We start from the raw sequence: 21,959 nt of genomic DNA, 5'->3' as shown, positions 1-21,959 counted from the left end.
ACGTTTTTAACAGCAAGAGACTTCCATGCGATTCATGATGCTGATGATCCCGCTCGGTTACGAGACCGCACCGGCGGACGTGCAACTCGATCCCGAGCGCGTCGCCGCGATGATGCGTTACAACGAGGCGCTCAGCGAGGCCGGCGTGCTGATCACGCTGGACGGCCTGCACCCGCCCTCGACGGGCGCGCGGGTCACGTTTGCGACCGACGTGCCTGTTGTCACGGACGGCCCCTTCACCGAAGCCAAGGAAGTCCTGGGCGGATATTGGATGATCGACGTCGCCTCGCGCGCGGAGGCGATTGCCTGGGCGAAGAAGTGCCCGGCATCGGCCAACGAGGTCATCGAGATCCGGCAGGTGCAGGAGATGGCCGACTTTTCGCCGGAAGTGCAGGAGGTTGCCGCCGGCTTTGGGGACTTGAAGAGGAAATAACAAACACGGCCGCGGCCTCGCGGCTTTCGTCAATCCGTCAACCATGGGAGCGAACTGATGAGCACCGATACCTATCTCGCCGTTTTCCTCGGTAGCAAGACGAGCGCGAAAATGGCCGCGTGGAATGCCATGTCGGAAGCGGAGCGCAAGGCAAAGGAAATGGAGGGCATGGCCGCCTGGAAAGCCTGGGTCGAGAAGCACCAGGGCGCGATCCAGGCCATGGGCGGCCCGCTGGGCAAGACCAAGAGGGTTGATGGCCAGGGTGTCGCCGACATCGCCAACGAGATGGGCGCCTTCACCGTGATCCGCGCCGCCTCGCACGAGGCCGCGGCGAAGATGTTCGAGAACCATCCGCACTTCGCGATCTTCCCCGGCGAACGCGTCGAGATCATGCCGGTGCTTCCGATCCCGGGCAGCTAGGGCTTCAGGCACCGCCCCGGGGTTGCGGGACATACGGGTTCATCAAATCCCGCCCGCGCTAGTGACCTTCACCGCCGGCTCATGTTAAAGCCGTTCACATGAGCTGGCGCAAGGAAGAGCGCCGCGCCGAGCGCGGCTATCACCACGGCAATCTGAAGGAAGCCCTGTTGCAGGCCGCTCTCGGGCTGATCGCCGAGAAGGGCGCGGCCGGCTTCACCTTTGCCGACGCGGCGCGCATGGCCGGCGTCAGCGCGGCGGCGCCTTACCGGCATTTTCGCGATCGCGAAGAGCTGCTGTCCTCGATCGCGCAGCGCGGTTTCGAGCAGTTCGAGGCGCGGCTGACCGCGTCTTGGGACGACGGGCGCCCGGATACCGTCACGGCATTCGAGCGCGTCGGCCGAGCCTATCTCGCCTTCGCCCGCGACGAGCCCGCTTTCTACAACGCGATGTTCGAATCGGGCCTGCCGGTCGATGCCAATCCGGCGCTCCAGGCCGCCAGCGAGCGTGCTTTCAACGTCATTCGCGCCGCGGCCGAGCGGCTCGCGGCGCTCGCACCGCCAGGCGCGCCGCGGCCGCCGGCGATGATGATGGCGCTGCACATCTGGTCGATGGCGCATGGCGTGGCCTCGCTGTTCTCGCGTGGCGACGCCGCGCGGCGCAAACTGCCGATGTCGCCGGATGAGCTGCTAGAGGCCGAGGTGCTGATCTATCTACGCGGGCTCGGCTTCCCGACCGACCGCCGTTCGCCGGCGAAAAGCGCCGAGCCGCCGCCGGTGCCACCGGAGGCTTCCTCCGGTTCTGGCGATCCTCCCGCCGGTCCTTGGGGCAAGCCGAAATAAAATTGCGCAAATAATTCGGCCGGCCTGTTGGGTGGCCAGCTTGACAAAATCCCGGGATGGTCTAGCTATGTAAATGTTATTTACATTCACAACGGCGCTGATGCCGTCATGGAGAGGGAAATGGCCTACACCGCTGATGTCAATCGATGGCGCGGCCCTTCGGACCAACACTATGAGCGCCCCCACATGCTCGATACGCCTTGGCATCCCGGCTGGATAGCCGTGACCGTCCTCGGCTTTGTCATCTGGTGGCCGATCGGACTTGCCCTTCTCTTTTTCACACTCGGGAGCAGAAAAATGGGTTGCTGGAGTCACCAAGATCGCTGGCAGAACAAGATGGAGCGGATGCAGTACAAGATGGACCGCATGCGCGGTCGCATGGAGCGCCGTGGCTTCGGCTTTGGCTTTGGTCCGCCCTCGAGCGGCAACCGCGCCTTCGACGAGTATCGCACCGAGACGCTGCAGCGGCTCGAGGAGGAGCAGGTCGAGTTCAAGAACTTCCTCGACCGTCTGCGCCACGCCAAGGACAAGGAAGAGTTCGACCAGTTCATGGCCCAGCATAAGACGCGTCCGACCCCGCCGCCGAGCGATCAGCCGCAGGGTTGATCCGCAAAGGCTAAGCCTGAGCTAGGCATCTCTCAAGCCGTCAGGCGCACGCCCCCAAAAGTCCTGATGGCCAGAGCCGCCCGCTTGCGTACCCCGCAGGCGGGCGGTTTGGTTTTTGCGTGACCGCGGCTGGCAGCCGCGATCTTCAGATCGCGGTTGCGAGCCGCGTGCGAACCGACGTCAGGAAATGCTCATAGGCGTGGTCCACGATCTCGTTGAGCGATCGGGTCCGCGCGAACATCGCCTTGGCCTCGGCCAGAAACTCCTCGCGGGTCGGTATTGTCGGCAGATGCAGATGCGTCAGCGCGTCGACGCCTTCGTGGGCGCGATTGAGGATCTCCTGCAAGGTCGGCCATTGCAATTGGGCCAGATCGGCGCGTCGCCGTGCCGATGAGATCGCATCCGCCAGCATCTGTGCATCGAACCGTCCGGCCAGTTCGCGCGCGGCGCGGTTGATCACCCGCGAGGCGAGCGGCTGCTCGTTGCGCAGCACCTGTTCGGGCGGTGTCTTCATGTTCCAGACCACGCCGGTCCAGGACAGGGCCTTCAGGACGTAATAGGTCACGTCGATTTCCCACCAGCGAAAGCCCTGTCGCACGCTGCTCTGATAGGCATGGTGATTGTTGTGCCAGCCCTCACCCAGGGTGAACAAGGCCAGCAGCCAGTTGTTGCGGGAATCGTCGCCGGTCACGTAGCGCTTGCGCCCGTGCACATGGGCGAGGGAGTTGATGCAGAAGGTCGCGTGATACAGCAGCACCGTGCTCCACAGGAAGCCGACCACCAGGCCGGACCAGCCCGCAACCACGAAACACAGCGCTCCGAGTGCAGCGGCCGGCAGGAGCTCCAGCCGATGCAGCCACATCAACTCCGGATAGCGCGCGAGATCGCCGACTTTCACCAGATCGGTCGCATCGTGCTGCCGGTGAAAGATCCAGCCGACATGGCTGTACAGAAAGCCGCGGTGACGCGGCGAATGCACGTCGATTTCGGTGTCGGAATGCAGGTGATGGTGTCGATGCTTGGCCGCCCACCACAAAACGCTCTTTTGCGCGCTGCTCTGGGCGAGGCAGGCCAGGATGAACTGGAAGACCCGCCCGGTCGCAAACGCCCGATGCGAGAAATAGCGATGGTATCCGGCGCCGATGGCAAACATCCGCACGACGTACAGTGACAGGCAGATCGCGACTGCCTGCCAGGTGATTCCCGTCCAGATCGCCGCGATGCAGCTGATATGGACCAGCAGGAACGGCAGGGCGGAGGGATACATGATGTCGTCGTGGTGGTCGTCGGCGGGGGCGTTGGGCGACATGCTCAGCGTGACCTTGGATCAGGCGGGTGTGGAATTTGCTTGGACGCGCCGAACGCGTCCCGCGTGCGAAAATCCCGGCGGTGGCGGACCACCGCGGGTCTTGAACGAGATGTTTTGAGGGTACATCCCTGGTCAAGCAGTTGTGGCGGAGTTGGTCGCCGCTCACAGGGCGTGCAGATTGTCCGGGTCGACGTGCCCATCGTGGCAATCTGCAGCTAGCCCTCGTCGTCGGCTGGGATGTCGTTGGCCGACACACCCTTAGCCGAAACTCGACCAAGTATATGGTTGCACACGACTGGCATGCAAGCTCGTAGTCTCACGGGACCTGCGGTACGGCGTCACGGCAATGCCTGACGGCCGCATCGCGGTCGGCAATCCCGCGCGCTTGGTCAATTGCCCCCAAGCTCTCTCTGTGGCATGATATCCATCATATAATTATCTCCGGAGCGTGCGATGAAGACGGCAATCGTGATCGGCGTCGGGCCGGACCGCGGGCTCGGTGCGCAGCTCTGCAAGCGCTTTGCCGCCGAGGGGCTGAAGGTGATCGTCGCAGGCCGGACGCTCTCCGCGTTGCAGGCGGTCGCGGCCGACATCGCGACCGCAGGTGGCGCGGCCGTTCCCTTCGTTGCGGACGCCACCAAAGAGGGCGACATCGCGGCGCTGTTCGACGCCGCCGGCGAGAGCCTCGATCTCGCCGTCTACAATGCCGGCAACAATACGCCGGGAAAAATCATCGAGATGGAAGCCGACTATTTCGAGACGGCCTGGCGCGTGGTCTGCTTCGGAGGGTTCCTGTTCGGCCGCGAGGCGGTGCGCCGCATGGCGCCGAAGAAGGCTGGCACGCTGATTTTCACCGGCGCCAGCGCCTCGCTGCGCGGACGGCCGGGCTACGGCGCCTTCAACTCAGCGAAGGCGGGCCTGCGCACGCTGGCGCAAGCCATGGCGAAGGAATACGCGGCGGACGGCATCCATGTCGGCCACGTCGTGGTTGACGGCGCGATTGGCGGCGACAAGATCTTTTCGCGCTTTCCCGATGCGGCAGGCCGCGAGGACAGTTTGATCAGCATCGAGGGTATCGTCGACGCCTTCGCCTTCCTCTACCGCCAGCCCGAGCGCGCCTGGTCATTCGAGCTCGACGTACGGACCTCGAAGGAGAAGTGGTAGCGGGTAGCCGCGGTTCTGCCGCTGACGTCCCGCTCGCTCAAGCCGCGTGCCGACGGTTCTCGCCGCCATGATGCGGCGCGACCGGCTCCGAACTGGTCTGGCCCGGCGCGTCCACGACGGCAACGTGATGCCGGTAGACCATCTCCCAGCCCTTCCATCCCGTGAACAGGAGGATGCCGACGACGATCAGCGAGAGCACCACGCCCCACGGCTTGATCGCGGCTTCCGCACCTTGCGCATAGCGAAGATAGAAGTTGATGAGGGCCAGCACGACGGCCGCAAGATTGCCGATCATGTGGTACCAGGCATCATCGAGGTCGCGAATGCGGGGCTCGCTGAAGAAGTCGGTAAAGCCGGCCACGGCGGCCGCGAGCGCCATGACAATGCCGGCGCCGATCAGCCACATCGCGGCTCTGGCCCAGAAACCGTCGCCGGTTCCAATGAAGGCCAGATCCGCAATGGGCGCGGCGACCAGGAAGGCGACGGGAAACGGGATCAGCATCGGGTGGAGCGGGTGCTCGCCGATGGCGGCGGTCGTCTTGGGGTTGATGGTCATGGCAAAACCTCGCCGAAAGTGATTTTCCGGACAATCGCCGGTGCGCGGGCTGGTTCCTTTGGCCCGCAGTGAGCAACCGCGGTGCACGCAGGCCCCAACCGCCTGCTCTGCCTGCCCTTCTCCCACCCGAATTCGATCCCGGTAACCGCGTATTAACCAACGCCGGGCTCTGGTAATTGCGGACAATCGCGCCCAAAGCCCGCGGTCAAGGCTCGGGGGTCGAGGCCCTTAGTTTTGACATCTTGGCAGGGAATGCAGGCGGCCGGCTTTGGACCAGCCTTGCACCCCAGAAAGACCAGGCTTTGAGCGGGCTTGCCGGCTGCGCCGGTTGGCGCGGCTGTTGGGGAACCGGCAGCGATTGGCTGCCGGGGACGTTGGATAACGATCGCCTTGAGAGGATACTGCTTATGAATCCGGCCGATGTGGCTCAGTCCGCCCTTCCGGTTGCCGCTTCCGCCGACGTGTCGCTGATCGCGCTGTTCTGGCAGGCTCACTGGATCGTGAAAGCGGTGATGCTGGGACTTCTGTCCTGCTCGGTCTGGGTCTGGGCGATCGCCATCGACAAGATCTTCCTGTTTGCCCGCACCCGCCGCTCGATGGACCGCTTCGAGCAGGCGTTCTGGTCCGGCGAGTCGATCGAGGACCTCTATCGCACGCTGTCGGCCAAGCCGACGCATTCCATGGCAGCCTGTTTTGTGGCCGCGATGCGCGAGTGGAAACGCTCGTTCGAGAGCCATGCGCGTTCGGTCGCGGGGTTGCAGATGCGCATCGACAAGGTGATGAACGTCTCGATTTCGCGCGAGGTCGAGCGGCTGGAACGCCGGCTGCTGGTGCTTGCGACCGTCGGTTCCGCCGGCCCGTTTGTCGGCCTGTTCGGTACGGTTTGGGGTATCATGTCGAGCTTCCAGTCGATCGCGGCGTCGAAAAATACCTCTCTGGCGGTGGTGGCGCCCGGCATCGCGGAAGCGCTGTTTGCGACCGCGGTCGGCCTTATCGCCGCCATTCCTGCCACTATTTTCTACAACAAGTTCACCTCCGAGGTGAACCGGCAGGCCCAGCGGCTCGAGGGCTTCGCCGACGAATTTTCAGCCATCCTGTCCCGTCAGATCGACGAGCGGGGCTGACGGACGGCATGTATGACGGCATGTATGGCATGTATGACGGCATGTATAATGTGACGGGCAATTTGGGCAGCAGACCATGGGCATGAACGTCGCGAGTTCGTCCGGAGGCGGCGGCCGCCGCAGCCGGCGCAAGCCGGTCATGGCCGAGATCAATGTCACGCCGATGGTCGACGTGATGCTGGTGCTGCTCATCATCTTCATGGTGTCGGCGCCGCTGCTCACGGTCGGCGTGCCGCTCGACCTGCCGCAGACCCAGGCCAAGAGCCTCGAGCAGAACGACCAGAAGCCGATCCAGATGTCCGTCGACATCAAGGGCAAGGTGTTCATCAACGATGCCGAGATCGCGGTCAACGAACTGATCCCGAAGCTGAAGGCGATCACGGACGCGCGCGGCGGGCTCGAGGAGCGCATCTATCTGCGCGCCGACAAGAAGGCGGATTACGGCACGGTGGCCAAGGTGATGGGCCTCCTGTCCGGCGCGGGCTTCAAGAAGCTGGCGCTCGTCACGGAAGCGGATCAGGGGTCCTAGACCGGTGAAGGTGAACGTCGACAAGACACTCGTTGCGTCGATCGCCCTCCACATCCTCGTGCTGGGGTGGGGCTTGTTCACCTTTAGCAGCAGGGCTTTCGTGCCGGCGGAAGAGTCGCTTCCGATCGACATCATCTCCTCCGATCAGCTCGCGAAGATGATGGCGGGACAGAAGACCGGCAAAAAGGAAGAGCTGAAGCCCAAGGTCGAAAGGGTCGCCGAGGCCAAGCCCGAGGAAGACGCCGTCGGCAAGGTCACCGAGAAGAAAGAGCTGATCAAGACGACGTCGACGCCCGAGCCGCCGCCAAAACCGGTCGAGAAGCCGGTCGAGAAGAAGCCGGAGCCGCCGAAGCCCGTCGCCGAGGCCAAGCCCAAAGAAGAGCCGAAGCCGCAGGAAAAGAAGCCTGACCCGGCCAAGGAAGATCCGATCGCCGAGCTTCAGAAGAAACTCGAGACCAAGAAGCCGCCGCCCAAGCCGCGTGAGCCCAAGGTTGCGGAGGTGCAGCCGCAGCAGCAGCCGAAGCCCAAGGAGCGCACCTTCGATCCCGCGCAGATCGCCCGCGAGCTCGACAAGCGCGATCCGACGCGGCACGAGCTCACGGGGGGAGCGCTGAATGCGTCCGCTTCGCTGGGATCGGCGACCGGCACTGCCGCCAATAACGTCGCGACCTGGCGCGGCGCGTTCCAGGGCGCGGTGAAGCGCTGCTTCACGCCCACCTATAACGGGCAGGACGCCGATCAATACGAGGCGGATATCGACATTCCCATGAAGATCGACGGATCGCTGGCGTCCGAGCCCATCGTCGTCGCGGTCAGAGGGCCGTCGCGTTCGATCGCGCAGGCAGTGGCGGAGAGCGCCAAGCGCGCCATCGTGCAGTGCCAGGTCTATTCATTCATGCCGAAGCAGCAATACGAGAGCTGGAAGACCATTCCGATGACTTTCGGCCTGAAAGACATGTTGTGACATCCGAACAAAAGAATTTTGCGATGAATGACGTCCGATCGATGAACCGCCGCCGCTTCATGACCCTGACCGGGTCGACGCTTGCGATCCTCGGGGGCGGACGTGCTCTCGCCCAGCAGCCTCAGCCGCGCCTCCGCATCGATCCCACCGAGTTTCAGCCGGTCCCGATCGCGATCACCAACTTCGTGCCGGGCTCGCCATCCGACGCCGACGTCGGCAACGGGGTCACCCAGGTGATCACCAACAATCTGAAGCGTTCGGGGCTGTTTGCGCCGATCGACCAGGCCGCCTTCATCGAGCGCATCAGCAATTTCGACGCCGCGCCGCAGTTCCAGAACTGGAAGACCATCAACGCACAGGCGCTGGTCACCGGCCGGATGACGCGGCAGCCGGACGGCCGGCTCAAGGCCGAATTCCGCCTGTGGGACGTGGTGTCGGGCCAGCAGCTCACCGGCCAGCAATATTTCACGTCGCCGGAATATTGGCGCCGCATCGCGCACATCATCTCCGACCAGATCTATGAGCGGATGACCGGCGAGAAGGGCTATTTCGACAGCCGCGTGGTGTTCGTCGACGAGTCCGGCCCGAAGGAGCGCCGCGTCAAGCGGCTCGCGATGATGGACCAGGACGGCGCCAATGTGCGCTATCTGACCCGCGGCGCCGACCTCGTGCTGACGCCGCGCTTCTCGCCGAACTCGCAAGAGATCACCTACATGGAGTTCGGCCAGGGCGATCCGAAGGTCTATCTCTTCAACATCGAGACCGGGCAGCGCGAGATCGTCGGCAACTTCCCCGGCATGACGTTTGCGCCGCGCTTCTCGCCCGATGGCCAGCGCGTCATCATGAGCTTGCAGCAGGGCGGCAATTCAAACCTGTTCGTGATGGATCTGCGCTCGCGCTCGACCACGCGCCTCACCGACACGCCGGCGATCGACACGTCTCCGTCTTATTCGCCGGACGGCGCCCGCATCTGCTTCGAGTCCGATCGCGGCGGCAGGTCGCAGATCTATGTGATGGCGGCCGGCGGCGGACAGGCGCAGCGCATCTCCTTCTCCAAGGACGACAACAACGCCACCTATTCGACGCCGGTGTGGTCGCCGCGCGGCGATTACATCGCCTTCACCAGGCAGGGTGGCGGGCAGTTCTCGATCGGAGTCATGAAGCCGGACGGCTCGGGCGAGCGGCTGCTCACCTCGGGCTTTCACAACGAAGGCCCGACCTTCTCGCCGAACGGGCGCGTGCTGATGTTCTTCCGCGATCCCGGCGGCAACAGTGGACCGTCGCTGTTCTCCGTCGACATCTCGGGCCGCAACGAGCTGAAGGTGCCGACGCCGGGTTTTGCTTCCGACCCGGCATGGTCGCCGCTCCTGTCCTCGACCGCGGGCCAATAACGTTTGGCTCCTGACGCACGATGGTTCGAACGCGCGCTTTTCGACAAAGTTTGCGAGATGTTTTGCTGAGGCAACTATTCGTTCAGGTTGTGCCCGGCAAACTTTTCCCAGTCCTTTGTTTCTGTTGATGTATTTGGATCGTTGGTGGTTCAGAACAACTCGACTTTAACGATGTTCCCTCAGAAAGACTTCACCTGAGCTGGGTAAAAGTACGCCTCGGACAGGATGCGCGTACACCCCAGATGCAGTTCGAAAGCCAGAGCGTAGAGCCGGAGAAGGAGCAGGTTTCGCCGACGACCTCGGCGGCGCTGACCGATTCCTTGTTCGAGGCGCCCGGCACGGTGCTGACCGGCATCGTCTTCTCGGCGTTGTCGGCATCCTTGACCGCGTTGAAGACGGGACAGACGCTGATCTGGGGATTTGTTCCGCTTCTCATTCTTGCGGGGGCTATACGCGCCTTCGATTTGCACCGGTACCAGATTCGAAGATCAGTCCTGACTGTCGAACAGGCTGCGCGCTGGCAGAACCGTTATCAGATGGGAGCGCTCATTCAGGCCACCGTGATCGGCCTATGGTGTTCCACAACGCTGTTGAGCAATGACGACGCCACCGCCCACATGATCGCTCTCTCGGTCACCACCGGGATCGTCGCGGGAGGAGCGGGGAGGGCCTACGGAAGGCAATCGATATTCCGTTTGCAAGCCACCCTGATATTCGGCCCGGCGGTGATCGCGCTGGCTTTGCGTGGCACGCCCTACTACGTGGCCATGTCCGTCGTGTGTGCCGCGTTTCTTTTGTCCGTCATGAAGCTCTCCGCCAATCTGCACAGGATATTCTTGCGAGCCGTTATCGCGCGAGAGCGCGAGGCGGCGCTCGCCGGTCAGTTCGACACGGCCCTCAACAACATGCCGCATGGGCTGTGCATGTTTCGCGTCGACGGTCAGCTCGCGGTGATGAACCACCGCTTTGCCGCGATGATGAGCCTGCCTGACAATCTCGCACGGGGCAGCACCAGCGCGCGCGACATCGTCGCCGCGTGCGTCGAAGCGGGATCGATTTCAGCCGCTAGCGGCGAGGCGATTATTGCGGACATCGAAACCTCGCAGGCAAACGAGATCATTACATCCGATCCCGATACGGAGAGGAACCGTTCGCTGTCATGGACCGTGCAGCCCATGGCCGACGGCGGTGCGGTTGTGCTGCTTGAGGATGTCACCGAAAGGCGCAATGCCGAGGCCAGGATCAGCCACCTTGCGCGCTATGACGATCTCACTGCACTGCCTAACCGCGTCAGTTTTCGCGACGAAATCGAGCGGTTGCTCGCGGTTGCGCGGCATTCGGAACGTCTGTCGGCCCTGCTCTTCGTCGACCTCGACCAGTTCAAGCAGGTCAACGACACGTTGGGACATCCCTGCGGCGACCAGCTCCTGTGCGCCGTCGCCAATCGTCTGCGCGAGATGCTGCGGCCGGAGGATTACGTCGCCCGCTTCGGCGGCGACGAGTTCGTCGTGTTCCAGCAGAACATCGCTTCGCCGGAGGACGCCGCGAGTCTTGCCCGCCGCATCGTCGAACGCCTGAGCGAGCGCTACCGCATCGATAATCATCTGGTCGAGATCGGGGCCAGCATCGGTATCGCGCTGACCTCGCCGGAAGGCGACGTCAGGGCCGATACGCTGCTCAAGAATGCCGACATGGCGCTGTATCGCGCCAAGGCCGACGGCCGCGGTACCTTCTGCTTCTTCCGCGACGAGATGGCGGCGACCGTCGAGGCACGCCGCACCCTGGAGCTCGACCTGCGCAAGGCGCTCGCCAACGAGGAATTCGAGCTGTTCTATCAACCGCTGGTCAATTTGAAGTCCGGCAAGATCACCACCTGCGAGGCGCTGTTGCGCTGGAACCATCCAGTGCGCGGCACGGTCTCGCCGATCGACATCATCCCGGTCGCCGAGGACATGGGCCTGATCGTCGATCTCGGCCGCTGGATCCTCCGCCGGGCCTGCATGGAATGCATGAAGTGGCCGGAGGGCGTCAGCGTCGCCGTCAATTTTTCGCCGCACCAGTTCCACCAGCGCGACGTGCTGAGCGAAATCCGCTACGCGCTCGAAGTCTCGGGCCTGCCGGCGCACCGCCTCGAGATCGAGATCACCGAGTCCTCGCTGTTGCGCAACACCCAGCTCACCCATGACATCCTGTCGCAATTGCGTGCGCTCGGCGTTCACATCTCGCTGGATGATTTCGGCACCGGCTATTCCAGCCTCAGCTATCTGCACAATTTCCCGATGCAGAAGGTCAAGATTGACCGCTCCTTCCTTGAAGGAATCGACACGGACCGTCCGTTGACTCTGCTGCGCGGCGTGGCGCGGCTGTCCGCCGACCTCGGGATGTCGGTTGTGGTCGAGGGCATCGAAACCAACGAGCAACTCGAACTGATCAGTGCCGACGGGACGGTTACCGAGGGCCAGGGTTATCTGTTCAGTCGGCCTGTTCCGGCCGTACGGATTCGTCAGTTGCTCAATGCCTCGCACGGCCATCGCACGGGCAAGGATCAGATGGTCGCCGCATCGCGATCGATCGCTTGACGCTTTTCTCCGTCCATCTCTGAAGGCCTCTGCTGTCCCCGCACTTCTACGGGTGCAAAGGTTAACCCTAACGTTTCTAAGCCTTTGCAATTGCGTTAAGGAACCATTAATCTCGCGCTACCCGCAGAAGTTGCTTGCAGCGTAGGATTACAGATGAAGTCCGGGGCCGAACCGCAGACCGCGCTTCTCCCACGTGGAGCCGCGTTGTTCGATCGTATCGACTATCGGCTCATTGAAACGCCGGAGGACAAGGATCGCCTCCACCTGATGCGTTATCGGGCCTACCTGCAGGCGGGACTGATCCCGGCGTCGGAGTCACAGCGGGTGACCGACCGTTTCGATGACGCGCCCAACGTCTGGAATTTCGGTGTCTACGTCGAGGACGAACTCTGCAGTGCCGTCCGCATCCACATTCTGACCTCCGAATGTCGCTCGTCCTACACCACCGAGGTGTTCGGCGACATCCTGCATCCTCGCCTGGACCGGGGCGAGGTTTTTGTCGATCCGTGTCGATTTGTTGCGGATCCCGAAATGCAGCAGCGGTTCCCGGAATTGCCGTATTTGACTGTGCGGCTCCCCTTCATTGCCTGCGAGCATTTCAATGCCGATGTCGGGCTTTCGATGGTGCGTACCGATCATCAGCTGTTCTACCGCCGGGTATTCTTGTGCGAGACCCTGAGCGAACCGCGCTCGTTTCCGGGCTGGCCGACGAAGAAGGCGGTGCTGATGGCGTCGGAGTATCCTCAGGTTCGGGAGAGGATACTGAGCCGCTTTCCGATCATGCGCTCCAGTGCATTTGAGCGGCGCATGTTGTTTGAGCGCAGCAGCCCGCGCCAGGCGGCCTCGCGGCCGGTGTTGCTGGCCACCCCGCGGAATTCGGATGCGCCGGCGCCGGCAATCGGTTCCGCCCGCTAAGCACGATCCCGGCACGGGACTGCCGAAAACCCCGCAAAGCCCGCACTTTCGGCCGTTGGACGGCTTGCCTTCACCCTTGCGCCACATTTACAACCCATTAACCATGGCGGTTGCTTTTCGCCGGTGGGGGGCATTTGACCGGCTTTGGCAACATCCCATCAAGGTTGACGGAACGTTCGCTTAACCAACCCCCTGTAGACCGGACGGCAGTGGACTAACGTGAGCGTGGAGGCTCCGGAATGAAATATCCTATGCGCATCCTCCAGGGATTAAAGCTGGCTGCGGTGCTTGCGATCGCGCTGTCGATGGGCGCCTGCGCCAACAAGAATCTGGGTGCCGATGCGATGGCCAGCGCCGCGACGCCTGGCAGCCAGCAGGACTTCGTGGTCAACGTCGGCGACCGCGTGTTCTTCGAGAGCGACCAGACCGATCTCACCCCGCAGGCGATCGTGACGCTGGAGAAGCAGGCGCAGTGGCTCCAGACCTATCCGCGCTACTCCTTCACCATTGAAGGTCACGCCGACGAGCGCGGCACCCGCGAATACAACATTGCGCTCGGCGCCCGCCGCGCCCAATCGGTGCGTTCGTTCCTCGCCTCGCGCGGCATCGATGCCAACCGCATGCGCACGATCTCCTACGGCAAGGAGCGGCCGGTCGCCGTCTGTAACGACATCTCCTGCTGGTCGCAGAACCGTCGCGCCGTCACCGTGCTGAACGCGAGCTCTTAAAGCACCGCCGTTCCACGACCACCGAGCTTTGCCGGCGCCCTTTCGGGCGCCGGTTTCGTTTCAGCGATCTGTGACAGAAACACCGTGGTGCCAGTCACATTTTTGGCGTAGTCCACTTCAATGTGTGGCGCGTCGACGGTTCCGTCGCAGGCCATTTCGCTTTCGTCGTCAGGGCAAGATGTCATCCAGATTTAAGGCCATTACCGGCACCGTGGCGATCGCCGCGCTGATCGCTCTCGGCTCGCCCGTCCTCGCGCAATCGGACGATGCCGACCCGGAGATCCGGATCGAGCGGCTGGAAAACCAGCTGCGCCAGCTCACCGGCCAGAACGAAGAGCTGCAATTCCGCAACCGCCAGCTCGAGGACCGCCTCCGGCAGCTTGAGGGCGGTGCGCCCGGCCAGGCGCCGGCGCAGCCCAACGTCGCAGCCGTGCCGCCTGCGCAGATCGCGCCGGCCTACCGCCAGCAGCAGGCCGCCCAGCCGAATTACGAGCAGCCGCAAATCGGCACTCCCGCGCCGATCGTTCAGGAGCAGCCGGCGCCCGGTGCTCCCGGCATGCGCCGCCGCGGCGATGCGTTCGACCCGAGCCAGACCCCGAACGCTCCCGGTGCGCCGCGTGCGCTGGGCGGAGGCCAGCAGCCGCTGTCGGCGGGCGCGCCCGGCGGCAGGGGCGCCGGCGAGCCGCTCGATCTGAACAACACTGGCGGCCGCTATCCGCAGGCAGCGGCGCCGGCACAGCCGGCCTATCCGCTGGCCCAGCCCGGCTATCCGCAGCCTGCAGCTGGCGGCGAACTGGCGACCCTGCCGCCCTCGGCAACGCCGCGCGACGAGTTCGACCTTGGCATCGGCTACATGCAGCGCAAGGACTATGCGCTCGCCGAACAGACCATGAAGAATTTCGCGCAGAAATATCCGAACGACCCGCTGCTCGGCGACGCGCAATACTGGCTCGGCGAGAGCTATTTCCAGCGCCAGCAATATCGCGACTCGGCGGAAGCCTTCCTCGCCGTCACCACCAAATACGACAAATCGGCCAAGGCGCCGGATGCGCTGTTGCGGCTCGGCCAGTCGCTTGCGGCGCTGAAGGAGAAGGAGGCCGCCTGCGCCGCCTTCGGCGAGGTCGGGCGCAAATATCCGCGCGCCTCCGGCGGCGTCAAAGCCGCCGTCGACCGCGAGCAGAAGCGGGTCAAGTGCTGAGACGGAGCGTTCGATCCTGACAAGGCGGATCGTGCTGCGCTAAGCTAAACAGTCTGCTTTCCGCTGACGATGGCCGGGCAGCATCATGTCAGACGACGACCATGCGCCGATCTCGGCGCGCGAGGCCAAGCGGCTCTTTGCCGATTTCAAAAGCGCGCCCGCGCTGGTGCTCGCAGTTTCGGGCGGACCGGATTCGGTCGCGCTGATGTGGCTCGCGGCGCGCTGGCAGCGCAGCCTCGCCCGCGGCCCGCAGCTTGTCGTCGTCACCGTCGATCACGGCCTGCGGGTGGAGGCGGCGCGCGAGGCGCGCGAGGTCAAGCGGCTGGCCACGGCCCTCGGATTGGCGCACCGAACCCTGCGCTGGCGCGGCGCAAAGCCGAACACGGGACTGCCCGCCGCTGCGCGCGAGGCCCGCTACCGCCTGCTTGCGCAGGCCGCGCGCGCAACGGGTGCGACCCATGTGCTGACCGCGCATACCCGCGACGACCAGGCCGAGACCCTGTTGATGCGGCTGTTGCGCGGCAGCGGCATTGCCGGACTGTCGGCGATGGCGCGCGTCATGACGCGCGACGGAATCGTGCTGGCGCGGCCGCTGCTCGATGTCCCGAAGTCGCAGCTGATCGCGACCTTGAAGCGGGCCAGGATCGGCTTCGCCGATGATCCCACCAACCGCGACACCGCCTACACGCGGCCGCGGCTGCGCGCGCTGTTGCCGCAGCTGGCGCGCGAGGGCGGCGATGCCCGCAATCTGGTGCGGCTCGCGGCGCGGCTCGCCCGCGCCAATGCGGCGGTCGAGGTGCTGACCGATGGCGCCGAGCGCTTCCTCCGCTTGCGCGATCGCGGCGATGCGCCGCATGGCCCGGCTGCGCGAAGTTTCGAGGCAAAAGCCTTCGCCGCCGTGCCGGAGGAGGTCCGGCTGCGGCTGCTGCTGCGGGCCATCAATCGCCTTGGCCATGAGGGACCGGCGGAACTCGGCAAGGTCGAAACCCTGTTGGCCGCGCTCGATCAGGCCATTGCCGAGGGCCCCCGCTCATCCGCAAATGGCCGGCCGGCCTTGAAGCAGACCCTTGCGGGGGCCTTGATCAGCCTGGCCGGCGGGCGTATCCACGTCGCCCCGGCGCCGGCCCGTCGGCGCAAGGGCGGCTGAGCCGCGGACCATGACACCGGCTGATTTGGCCGGGCACCATCAGGCCACCTTAACCAGGCGGGAAAAACCCGGCTTCCGGCGCCATTATTTCAGCGGGAATCGCGCTAAGATGGGATAAATAGTCCCATCTCGTTCCCTTGGCAGCGACCGGGGCGGCACCTAAATTGTATGCGTCTAACGATGAGGATTCCTTGGGGATTTCCTCGTACTGCCCAAGGACCAGGCCGCGATCCGCGCGACCACGAAGGAAGATCGATGAACGCCAATCTGCGCAATTTCGCCCTCTGGGTCATCATTGTCTTGCTGCTGCTGGCGTTGTTCACGCTCTTCCAGAATCCGGGCCAGCGCGCCTCCTCGCAGGACATCGCCTTCTCCCAGCTGTTGAGCGAGGTTGACCGCGGCAATGTGCGCGACGTCGTGATTCAGGGGCCGGACATCCACGGCACCTTCACCAACGGCTCGAGCTTCCAGACCTATGCGCCGAACGATCCGACGCTGGTGAAGCGCCTCTATGACAGCAAGGTCCAGATCACCGCGAAGCCGCCCGGCGACAACGTGCCGTGGTTCGTCTCGCTGCTGGTCTCCTGGCTTCCCTTCATCGCGCTGATCGGCGTCTGGATATTCCTGTCGCGGCAGATGCAGGGCGGCGCCGGCAAGGCGATGGGCTTTGGCAAGTCCCGCGCGAAGATGCTGACGGAAGCGCATGGCCGCGTCACCTTCGAGGACGTCGCCGGCGTGGACGAGGCCAAGCAGGACCTTCAGGAGATCGTCGAATTCCTGCGCGACCCCGGCAAATTCCAGCGCCTCGGCGGCCGCATTCCGCGCGGCGTGCTGCTGGTGGGCCCTCCCGGCACCGGCAAGACGCTGATCGCGCGTGCGGTCGCGGGCGAAGCCAACGTGCCGTTCTTCACCATTTCCGGTTCTGACTTCGTCGAGATGTTCGTCGGCGTCGGTGCGTCCCGCGTGCGCGACATGTTCGAGCAGGCCAAGAAGAATGCGCCCTGCATCATCTTCATCGACGAAATCGACGCGGTCGGTCGTCACCGTGGCGCCGGTCTCGGCGGCGGCAATGACGAGCGCGAGCAGACGCTGAACCAATTGCTGGTCGAGATGGACGGCTTCGAGGCGAACGAGGGCGTGATTCTGATCGCGGCGACCAACCGTCCCGACGTGCTCGATCCCGCGCTGCTGCGTCCAGGCCGCTTCGACCGTCAGGTCGTGGTGCCCAATCCGGACGTCGTCGGCCGCGAGCAGATCCTCAAGGTTCACGTCCGCAAGGTGCCGCTGGCCCCCGATATCAACCTCAAGACCATCGCGCGCGGCACGCCGGGCTTCTCCGGCGCCGACCTGATGAACCTGGTCAACGAAGCCGCCCTGACCGCCGCCCGCCGCAACAAGCGGATGGTGACGCAGGCCGAGTTCGAGGAGGCCAAGGACAAGGTGATGATGGGCGCCGAGCGCAAGTCGCTCGTCATGACCGAGGAAGAGAAGCTGCTGACGGCCTATCACGAGGGCGGCCACGCCATCGTCGGCCTTAACGTCGTCGCGACCGACCCGATCCACAAGGCGACCATCATTCCGCGCGGCCGTGCGCTCGGCATGGTCATGCAGCTGCCCGAGCGCGACAAGCTCTCGATGTCGCTCGAGCAGATGACCTCGCGGCTCGCCATCATGATGGGCGGCCGTGTCGCCGAAGAGCTGATCTTCGGCCGCGAGAAGGTGACGTCCGGTGCGTCGTCCGATATCGAGCAGGCCACGCGCCTCGCGCGCATGATGGTGACGCGCTGGGGCCTGTCCGAGGCACTCGGCACCGTGTCCTATGGCGAAAACCAGGACGAGGTTTTCCTCGGCATGTCGGTGTCGCGCACCCAGAACGCCTCGGAGGCCACGGTCCAGAAGATCGACACCGAGATCCGGCGTTTCGTCGAAGAGGGCTACAACGAAGCGACACGCATTCTCACCGAGAAGCGCGCCGATCTCGAAGCGCTCGCCAAGGGCCTGCTCGAATTCGAGACGCTCTCGGGCGACGAGATCATCGACCTGCTCAAGGGCAAGAAGCCGAACCGCGAGTCCGTGCTCGAGCCGACCACGCCGCGCGCCTCCGCAGTGCCGCCGGCCGGCAAGCCGCGCCCGCGGCCCGATCCGGATCCCGGCCTGGAGCCGCAGCCGCAGGCGTAATCGAGCAGCGGCAGATCGAATCAAAAAAACGCGGCGGCAACGCCGCGTTTTTTCTTGCGGATGGTGAGTTGCTGGCGCTGACCACCGAGCCACCATCATTGCGAGCGCAGCGAAGCAATCCAGAGTGTCTCCGCGGATGCAGTTCTGGATTGCTTCGCTCCGCTCGCAATGACGAGTCTGTTGAGGCGTTTGCGTGCAATCGCTCGCGACGCTCGTGCCCGCGAAGGTCGCAACGATCAACAACAGCTCTCGTGGAGGCGGTGCTGAAAGCCTGTAGCGAGCAGCATCGGCCCGCTGAAATAGTTAACCGCACTCGGCCCTCATCCCGGGGAGCCCGCCAAAGCGGGCGTCTCGAAGGATCGGCCGCAGGGATCACGAACAGGGCACCGCGGCGGGGCTAAACTGCCTCTTGCTGGCCATAATCTCGCGCGTACATTCGCCCGATCTGGGCGATGGCAGGGCAGTTGCAATGACGGCTCAGTCCCACAAGACCGCAGAACAGGAATACGAGGAGCAAGTCCGCATCCTCGTCCGCATCGTTTCAGCCTCCACTTTGGGGCTTCTCGCTTTCGCGGCGGGCCTGCTGATTGGGACGTTTCTGTTTTTGTGATCGAAGATGAATGACCAGCCTTCCGCGCGGCGGAGCTGCGTCCTCATTTCGACGTCGCGGCGGTCGCGCCGCCCGCATTGTCGCGCACATGGATCACCGCGACGTTGTCGGCATAGATCTGCTTCCATCCCTTGATGTTGTCCAGGATCTGTGCGGCAGGTGAGTCCGTGGTGAGCAGCGTGGCGTCGATCCTGTTGTCGTCGAGCATGCGCAGCAGACCGGATACATCGCGCCCGTCTTCGGCGGCAAAATAACCCATCAGGAATTTTTCGCCGTAGAGCTCCGATCGTCCGTCGACGAACGGCCTGAAGTCGCGCACGATGAGATAGCCACCGAAGCCGTAGGAATTGAAGATGCGCGCGGCCTTGCGCTCAGCCAGCACGTCCACCGCCGCAACCGGCGTCTGCACTATGGAGAATTGGAAGCTGTGATGGCCTGCAAAGGTCACGGTCGCGCTCGCGGTCGCGAGCACGATCGCCACCGCGGCCAGCGCCGCCGGGACGCCAGGAGCCATTCGCATGCCGCGCGGCGTATCCGAGGCGGGTCTGATCCACTGGCTCAGAGGCTGCGCCAGCACCAGAGGGACGAGCACGCCAAAAGTCTCGATACTGCGGACATGCGCCAGCGCCATCCAGGTGGCGCCGAGGATCAGCAGCACGCGCGGCGGCGACAGCGAGAGGCCGCGCCACAGCCCGAGGCCGAGCAGCCCGAGCAGCGCGCCCGCGAACGGGCTGAACGAACTGAAATCGGCCGGACGCCATTCGGCGATGATCGAGAACGATTTGCCGAGGCTGAGAATGCGGGCAGCCCCCAGCAAGCTATCCAGGCCGTAGGGTGTGCAGCAGCTCGCCACCAGCGCGGCAAGCCCGAATGCAGTCCACCGCCATGCGAGCGCAAGCCGGCGCGACGGTGCCGCGCGCCAGAGCGATTCAAGCCCGATCGCGCCAACCAAGGCGAGCCCGAGCACGAAGCCGCCGTGAAGGTTGGCCCACAGCGCCATCAGCGGCAGCAGCAGGAAGGAGGGCGCGCGGCCGCGATCGGCCGCGGCCATCAAGGCACCGCTCCAGCCGACCATCACCGGCAGCGCCAGCACGTGCGGACGGGCCAGCAGATGCGGCGCGGCCAGCGTCATCGCCAGCAGGCAGAACAGCAGCGCATAGGGCAGCTCGAGATGCCGTTGCAGGAAGGCCAGCAATAGCCCCATCGCCAGCGCGATCGCGGCCGCGGTCAGCACGACCGGCCCGGCCCAGCCCCACGACCAATAGATGGTCGCGAACAGCACCTGCGACAGCCAGGACGTCGACAGCCAGACCTCGCCCTGGTGCGTCAAGGAATAGAAGTCGGTCCAGGGCACGGCCCGGTGATCGAGGATCCACTGGCCGACCTTGATCTGCCAGAGCGTGTCCGGATCGTGCAGCAGGCTGTCGCCGTTGACCAGCAGCAGCAGATAGGCCGCGGCCGCGACGCAAAGCGGCGCCAGATTGCGCTGGCGCCGCGCGACGGGAACGCTGGCTGCGATCGTCATGGCTTCGTCGGCGCAGACGCGTCGGGCTCGCTGTCCCGCACGTGAATCACGGCGATGTCGTCGGCATAAAGCCGCTTCCAGCCCTTGATGTGATCCAGCACCTGCGCGGCCGGGGCGTCAGCGACCATCAGCGTGGCGTCGATCTTGTACTCTTCGAGCAGCCGCGTCAGGTTGTCGAGCTTCTTGACCTCGACCGCCTTGAAGAAGTCCATCACGAACTTCTCGCCATAGAGCTCGGCGCGGCCGTCGGCGAACACCGGGATGTCGCGCGAGATCAGATAGCCGCCGAACTGGTAGGCGTTGAAGATGCGCTGTGCCTTGCGTTGCTGGAGCAGGTCGACGGCGGCAACCGGCGTCTGGTCCATCGTGAAGGTGAAGCGATGATGCGACATGTAGATCGAGGTCGAGGTCCAGGCTGCGGCCGCGATCATCAGTGCGCCGGTGAGGGTGACATAGCGGGCCGCCCAGCTTTCGGTGCCTTGCGCGTCAGGCTGCAACAGCGGCGATTTTTCGCCGAGCGGCTTGGCCAGCACCAGCGGCACCAGGAACGCAAAGGCCTCGATGCTCCTGACATGGGTAAGCCCCATCCAGGTGAAAAGCAAAATCAGAAGAATGCGCGGCGGCGACAGCGTCAGGCCGCGAAACAGGCCAATCGCGATCAGGCCGAGAATCGCGGCTTCGAACGCGGAGAACGAGGCGAAATTCGCCGGCATCCATTCGGAGATGACCGACAGCAACTCGCCGAGATTGAGGATGTTGGTCGCGCCCAGCAGCGTGCGCCAGCCATAGGGCGTGACGCAGGCGGCAAGCATCGCCGCGACGCCGAACAGGAACCAGCGCGCGAGCAGCCGGACCTGCTTGCCGGACTCGAGCGTCCAGATCGCCTCGAGCGCCATCGGGCCGATCAGCGCCAGCCCCAGCACGAAGCCGCCATGTAGGTTCGCCCACAGCGACATCAGCGGCAGCCAATACCAGGACGGCGCGCCTTTGCGATCGGCCGCTGCCATCAGCATGCCGACCCATGCGATCATCACGGGCAGTGCCAGCATGTGCGGCCGCGCTAGAATATGATGCAGCGAGAGCACGACCGCCAGCATCGCGAACAGCACGGAGCGCGGCATTTCGAGATGCGCATCGAGCAGATGCACGAAGATTGCGGCCGACGCGGCAATCGCGACTGCGGTCAGGATCACAGGCCCGGCCCAGTCCCAGTGCGCATAAGAGAACGCGAACATCACTTGCGACAGCCACGAGGTCGAGATCCAGGGCGCGCCGGGCCGCGTGAAGGAATAGAAGTCGGTATAGGGCACGGCGTGGTGATCGAGGATCCACTGCCCGATCTTGATCTGCCAGAACGAGTCGGAATCCTGAAGCAGCGTGTCACCGATATAGAGAAAGAAGAGATAGGCGCCCGCGCCCACGCACAACGGGACCAGTGCGCGCGCGCGGCTCTGCACGGCGATTGCGTTGGTGAAGGAAAGGGACATGCCGCCTCGTCTTGTTCTTGGTCCTGTCGGCCGAGCGCGCGGCATTGGACCATGGCGGTCATAACTTCGGGTAAATCGGCGCAACGAGAGCGCGCTCAACGCACGTGGATACCGCTGCGGACGAGGCGCCGGTTGATGTCCCGGCAATTTAACCGTTCGTTTTTAATTTCGGTTTACCATCGCCGAATACACGCAAACCGTTCTGTATTTCCGCAGTCGAATTAACTGCGGCGCAATTCTTTGTCCCTAGGTTCGGT

Annotated in this window: 20 protein-coding genes; 16 read left to right on the top strand and 4 right to left on the bottom strand. The window is 64.3% G+C overall.

Features of this window, described 5'->3' with window-relative positions:
• Positions 1-25 precede the first annotated feature (25 nt).
• The 4 genes from AC0L2O_RS17750 (at position 26) to AC0L2O_RS17735 (ending at position 2,298) form a co-directional block, all read left to right on the top strand.
• Positions 26-433, top strand: coding sequence for a YciI family protein (locus AC0L2O_RS17750; RefSeq protein ID WP_473370604.1), 408 nt, complete (start codon positions 26-28; stop codon positions 431-433).
• 57 nt (positions 434-490) lie between these two features.
• Positions 491-853, top strand: a complete 363-nt coding sequence (locus tag AC0L2O_RS17745) for a hypothetical protein (protein WP_473370603.1) — start codon at positions 491-493, stop codon at positions 851-853.
• Between the two features lie 98 nt (positions 854-951).
• Complete coding sequence (locus AC0L2O_RS17740) at positions 952-1,692, top strand: TetR/AcrR family transcriptional regulator (RefSeq protein WP_473370602.1); 741 nt, start codon at positions 952-954, stop codon at positions 1,690-1,692.
• A gap of 120 nt (positions 1,693-1,812) precedes the next feature.
• The gene (locus AC0L2O_RS17735; RefSeq protein ID WP_409192790.1) at positions 1,813-2,298 is read left to right on the top strand and encodes a DUF2852 domain-containing protein; all 486 of its coding nucleotides are present in this window, start codon (positions 1,813-1,815) and stop codon (positions 2,296-2,298) included.
• A 145-nt stretch (positions 2,299-2,443) separates the two neighbouring features.
• On the opposite strand, the gene AC0L2O_RS17730 is transcribed toward AC0L2O_RS17735, so the two are convergent.
• Positions 2,444-3,607, bottom strand: coding sequence for an acyl-CoA desaturase (locus AC0L2O_RS17730; protein WP_409192078.1), 1,164 nt, complete (start codon positions 3,605-3,607; stop codon positions 2,444-2,446).
• Positions 3,608-4,060: 453 nt separating this feature from the next.
• Here AC0L2O_RS17730 and AC0L2O_RS17725 point away from each other — a divergent pair, with 453 nt between their 5' ends.
• Entirely contained in the window at positions 4,061-4,771 is a 711-nt protein-coding gene (locus tag AC0L2O_RS17725) for an SDR family NAD(P)-dependent oxidoreductase (RefSeq protein ID WP_409192079.1), read from the top strand.
• A 37-nt stretch (positions 4,772-4,808) separates the two neighbouring features.
• Here the strand turns inward: AC0L2O_RS17725 and AC0L2O_RS17720 are convergent, their stop codons facing one another.
• Entirely contained in the window at positions 4,809-5,327 is a 519-nt protein-coding gene (locus AC0L2O_RS17720) for a DUF2231 domain-containing protein (RefSeq protein ID WP_473370601.1), read from the bottom strand.
• Positions 5,328-5,734: 407 nt separating this feature from the next.
• On the opposite strand from AC0L2O_RS17720, the gene tolQ reads away from it, so the two are divergent.
• From tolQ to AC0L2O_RS17665, 11 genes are all read left to right on the top strand, one after another.
• A complete protein-coding gene (gene tolQ / locus AC0L2O_RS17715) occupies positions 5,735-6,451 on the top strand; it encodes a protein TolQ (RefSeq protein WP_369721423.1) in 717 nt (238 codons plus the stop codon).
• A gap of 76 nt (positions 6,452-6,527) precedes the next feature.
• The gene (gene tolR, locus AC0L2O_RS17710) at positions 6,528-6,980 is read left to right on the top strand and encodes a protein TolR (protein WP_369721424.1); all 453 of its coding nucleotides are present in this window, start codon (positions 6,528-6,530) and stop codon (positions 6,978-6,980) included.
• Between the two features lie 4 nt (positions 6,981-6,984).
• Complete coding sequence (locus AC0L2O_RS17705; RefSeq protein ID WP_369721425.1) at positions 6,985-7,944, top strand: protein TolA; 960 nt, start codon at positions 6,985-6,987, stop codon at positions 7,942-7,944.
• Between the two features lie 41 nt (positions 7,945-7,985).
• Positions 7,986-9,335, top strand: a complete 1,350-nt coding sequence (tolB, locus tag AC0L2O_RS17700; protein ID WP_409192791.1) for a Tol-Pal system beta propeller repeat protein TolB — start codon at positions 7,986-7,988, stop codon at positions 9,333-9,335.
• A gap of 242 nt (positions 9,336-9,577) precedes the next feature.
• Entirely contained in the window at positions 9,578-11,914 is a 2,337-nt protein-coding gene (locus AC0L2O_RS17695; RefSeq protein ID WP_369721426.1) for a putative bifunctional diguanylate cyclase/phosphodiesterase, read from the top strand.
• 153 nt (positions 11,915-12,067) lie between these two features.
• Positions 12,068-12,829 carry an N-acyl amino acid synthase FeeM domain-containing protein gene (locus tag AC0L2O_RS17690; RefSeq protein WP_473370600.1) on the top strand — a complete coding sequence of 254 codons (762 nt, stop codon included), beginning with the start codon at positions 12,068-12,070 and terminating at the stop codon, positions 12,827-12,829.
• Positions 12,830-13,068: 239 nt separating this feature from the next.
• On the top strand, positions 13,069-13,557 hold the full coding sequence (gene pal, locus AC0L2O_RS17685) for a peptidoglycan-associated lipoprotein Pal (protein ID WP_369721428.1): 489 nt from the start codon (positions 13,069-13,071) through the stop codon (positions 13,555-13,557).
• A 178-nt stretch (positions 13,558-13,735) separates the two neighbouring features.
• Positions 13,736-14,755: a tol-pal system protein YbgF gene (ybgF, locus tag AC0L2O_RS17680; protein WP_473370599.1), complete on the top strand. Its 1,020-nt coding sequence runs from the start codon at positions 13,736-13,738 to the stop codon at positions 14,753-14,755.
• Positions 14,756-14,840: 85 nt separating this feature from the next.
• Entirely contained in the window at positions 14,841-15,902 is a 1,062-nt protein-coding gene (gene tilS / locus AC0L2O_RS17675) for a tRNA lysidine(34) synthetase TilS (protein ID WP_473370598.1), read from the top strand.
• Between the two features lie 255 nt (positions 15,903-16,157).
• Positions 16,158-18,080: an ATP-dependent zinc metalloprotease FtsH gene (ftsH, locus tag AC0L2O_RS17670; protein ID WP_369721430.1), complete on the top strand. Its 1,923-nt coding sequence runs from the start codon at positions 16,158-16,160 to the stop codon at positions 18,078-18,080.
• A 469-nt stretch (positions 18,081-18,549) separates the two neighbouring features.
• A complete protein-coding gene (locus AC0L2O_RS17665; RefSeq protein WP_473370597.1) occupies positions 18,550-18,690 on the top strand; it encodes a hypothetical protein in 141 nt (46 codons plus the stop codon).
• 43 nt (positions 18,691-18,733) lie between these two features.
• On the opposite strand, the gene AC0L2O_RS17660 is transcribed toward AC0L2O_RS17665, so the two are convergent.
• Positions 18,734-20,215 carry a hypothetical protein gene (locus AC0L2O_RS17660; RefSeq protein ID WP_473370596.1) on the bottom strand — a complete coding sequence of 494 codons (1,482 nt, stop codon included), beginning with the start codon at positions 20,213-20,215 and terminating at the stop codon, positions 18,734-18,736.
• Entirely contained in the window at positions 20,212-21,702 is a 1,491-nt protein-coding gene (locus AC0L2O_RS17655) for a hypothetical protein (RefSeq protein WP_473370595.1), read from the bottom strand. Before AC0L2O_RS17655 ends, AC0L2O_RS17660 begins: the two co-directional genes overlap by 4 nt.
• Between the last annotated feature and the right edge of the window lie 257 nt (positions 21,703-21,959).

Source organism: Bradyrhizobium sp. Kon10 (assembly GCF_055807395.1).
The sequence above is the reverse complement of the archived record's forward strand: the minus strand, read 5'-3'. Positions and strand labels throughout refer to the sequence as shown.

What these genes read in the sequence shown, in the direction of transcription:
- AC0L2O_RS17740 (WP_473370602.1), top strand. Translation starts at nt 952, where the DNA reads ATGAGCTGGCGCAAGGAAGAGCGCCGCGCCGAGCGCGGCTATCACCAC.
- ybgF (WP_473370599.1), top strand. Translation starts at nt 13,736, where the DNA reads ATGTCATCCAGATTTAAGGCCATTACCGGCACCGTGGCGATCGCCGCG.
- ftsH (WP_369721430.1), top strand. Translation starts at nt 16,158, where the DNA reads ATGAACGCCAATCTGCGCAATTTCGCCCTCTGGGTCATCATTGTCTTG.
- tolB (WP_409192791.1), top strand. Translation starts at nt 7,986, where the DNA reads ATGAACCGCCGCCGCTTCATGACCCTGACCGGGTCGACGCTTGCGATC.
- pal (WP_369721428.1), top strand. Translation starts at nt 13,069, where the DNA reads ATGAAATATCCTATGCGCATCCTCCAGGGATTAAAGCTGGCTGCGGTG.
- tolR (WP_369721424.1), top strand. Translation starts at nt 6,528, where the DNA reads ATGGGCATGAACGTCGCGAGTTCGTCCGGAGGCGGCGGCCGCCGCAGC.
- AC0L2O_RS17665 (WP_473370597.1), top strand. Translation starts at nt 18,550, where the DNA reads ATGACGGCTCAGTCCCACAAGACCGCAGAACAGGAATACGAGGAGCAA.
- AC0L2O_RS17720 (WP_473370601.1), bottom strand. Translation starts at nt 5,327, where the DNA reads ATGACCATCAACCCCAAGACGACCGCCGCCATCGGCGAGCACCCGCTC.
- tilS (WP_473370598.1), top strand. Translation starts at nt 14,841, where the DNA reads ATGTCAGACGACGACCATGCGCCGATCTCGGCGCGCGAGGCCAAGCGG.
- AC0L2O_RS17745 (WP_473370603.1), top strand. Translation starts at nt 491, where the DNA reads ATGAGCACCGATACCTATCTCGCCGTTTTCCTCGGTAGCAAGACGAGC.
- AC0L2O_RS17725 (WP_409192079.1), top strand. Translation starts at nt 4,061, where the DNA reads ATGAAGACGGCAATCGTGATCGGCGTCGGGCCGGACCGCGGGCTCGGT.
- AC0L2O_RS17660 (WP_473370596.1), bottom strand. Translation starts at nt 20,215, where the DNA reads ATGACGATCGCAGCCAGCGTTCCCGTCGCGCGGCGCCAGCGCAATCTG.
- AC0L2O_RS17695 (WP_369721426.1), top strand. Translation starts at nt 9,578, where the DNA reads ATGCAGTTCGAAAGCCAGAGCGTAGAGCCGGAGAAGGAGCAGGTTTCG.
- tolQ (WP_369721423.1), top strand. Translation starts at nt 5,735, where the DNA reads ATGAATCCGGCCGATGTGGCTCAGTCCGCCCTTCCGGTTGCCGCTTCC.
- AC0L2O_RS17690 (WP_473370600.1), top strand. Translation starts at nt 12,068, where the DNA reads ATGAAGTCCGGGGCCGAACCGCAGACCGCGCTTCTCCCACGTGGAGCC.
- AC0L2O_RS17655 (WP_473370595.1), bottom strand. Translation starts at nt 21,702, where the DNA reads ATGTCCCTTTCCTTCACCAACGCAATCGCCGTGCAGAGCCGCGCGCGC.
- AC0L2O_RS17730 (WP_409192078.1), bottom strand. Translation starts at nt 3,607, where the DNA reads ATGTCGCCCAACGCCCCCGCCGACGACCACCACGACGACATCATGTAT.
- AC0L2O_RS17735 (WP_409192790.1), top strand. Translation starts at nt 1,813, where the DNA reads ATGGCCTACACCGCTGATGTCAATCGATGGCGCGGCCCTTCGGACCAA.
- AC0L2O_RS17750 (WP_473370604.1), top strand. Translation starts at nt 26, where the DNA reads ATGCGATTCATGATGCTGATGATCCCGCTCGGTTACGAGACCGCACCG.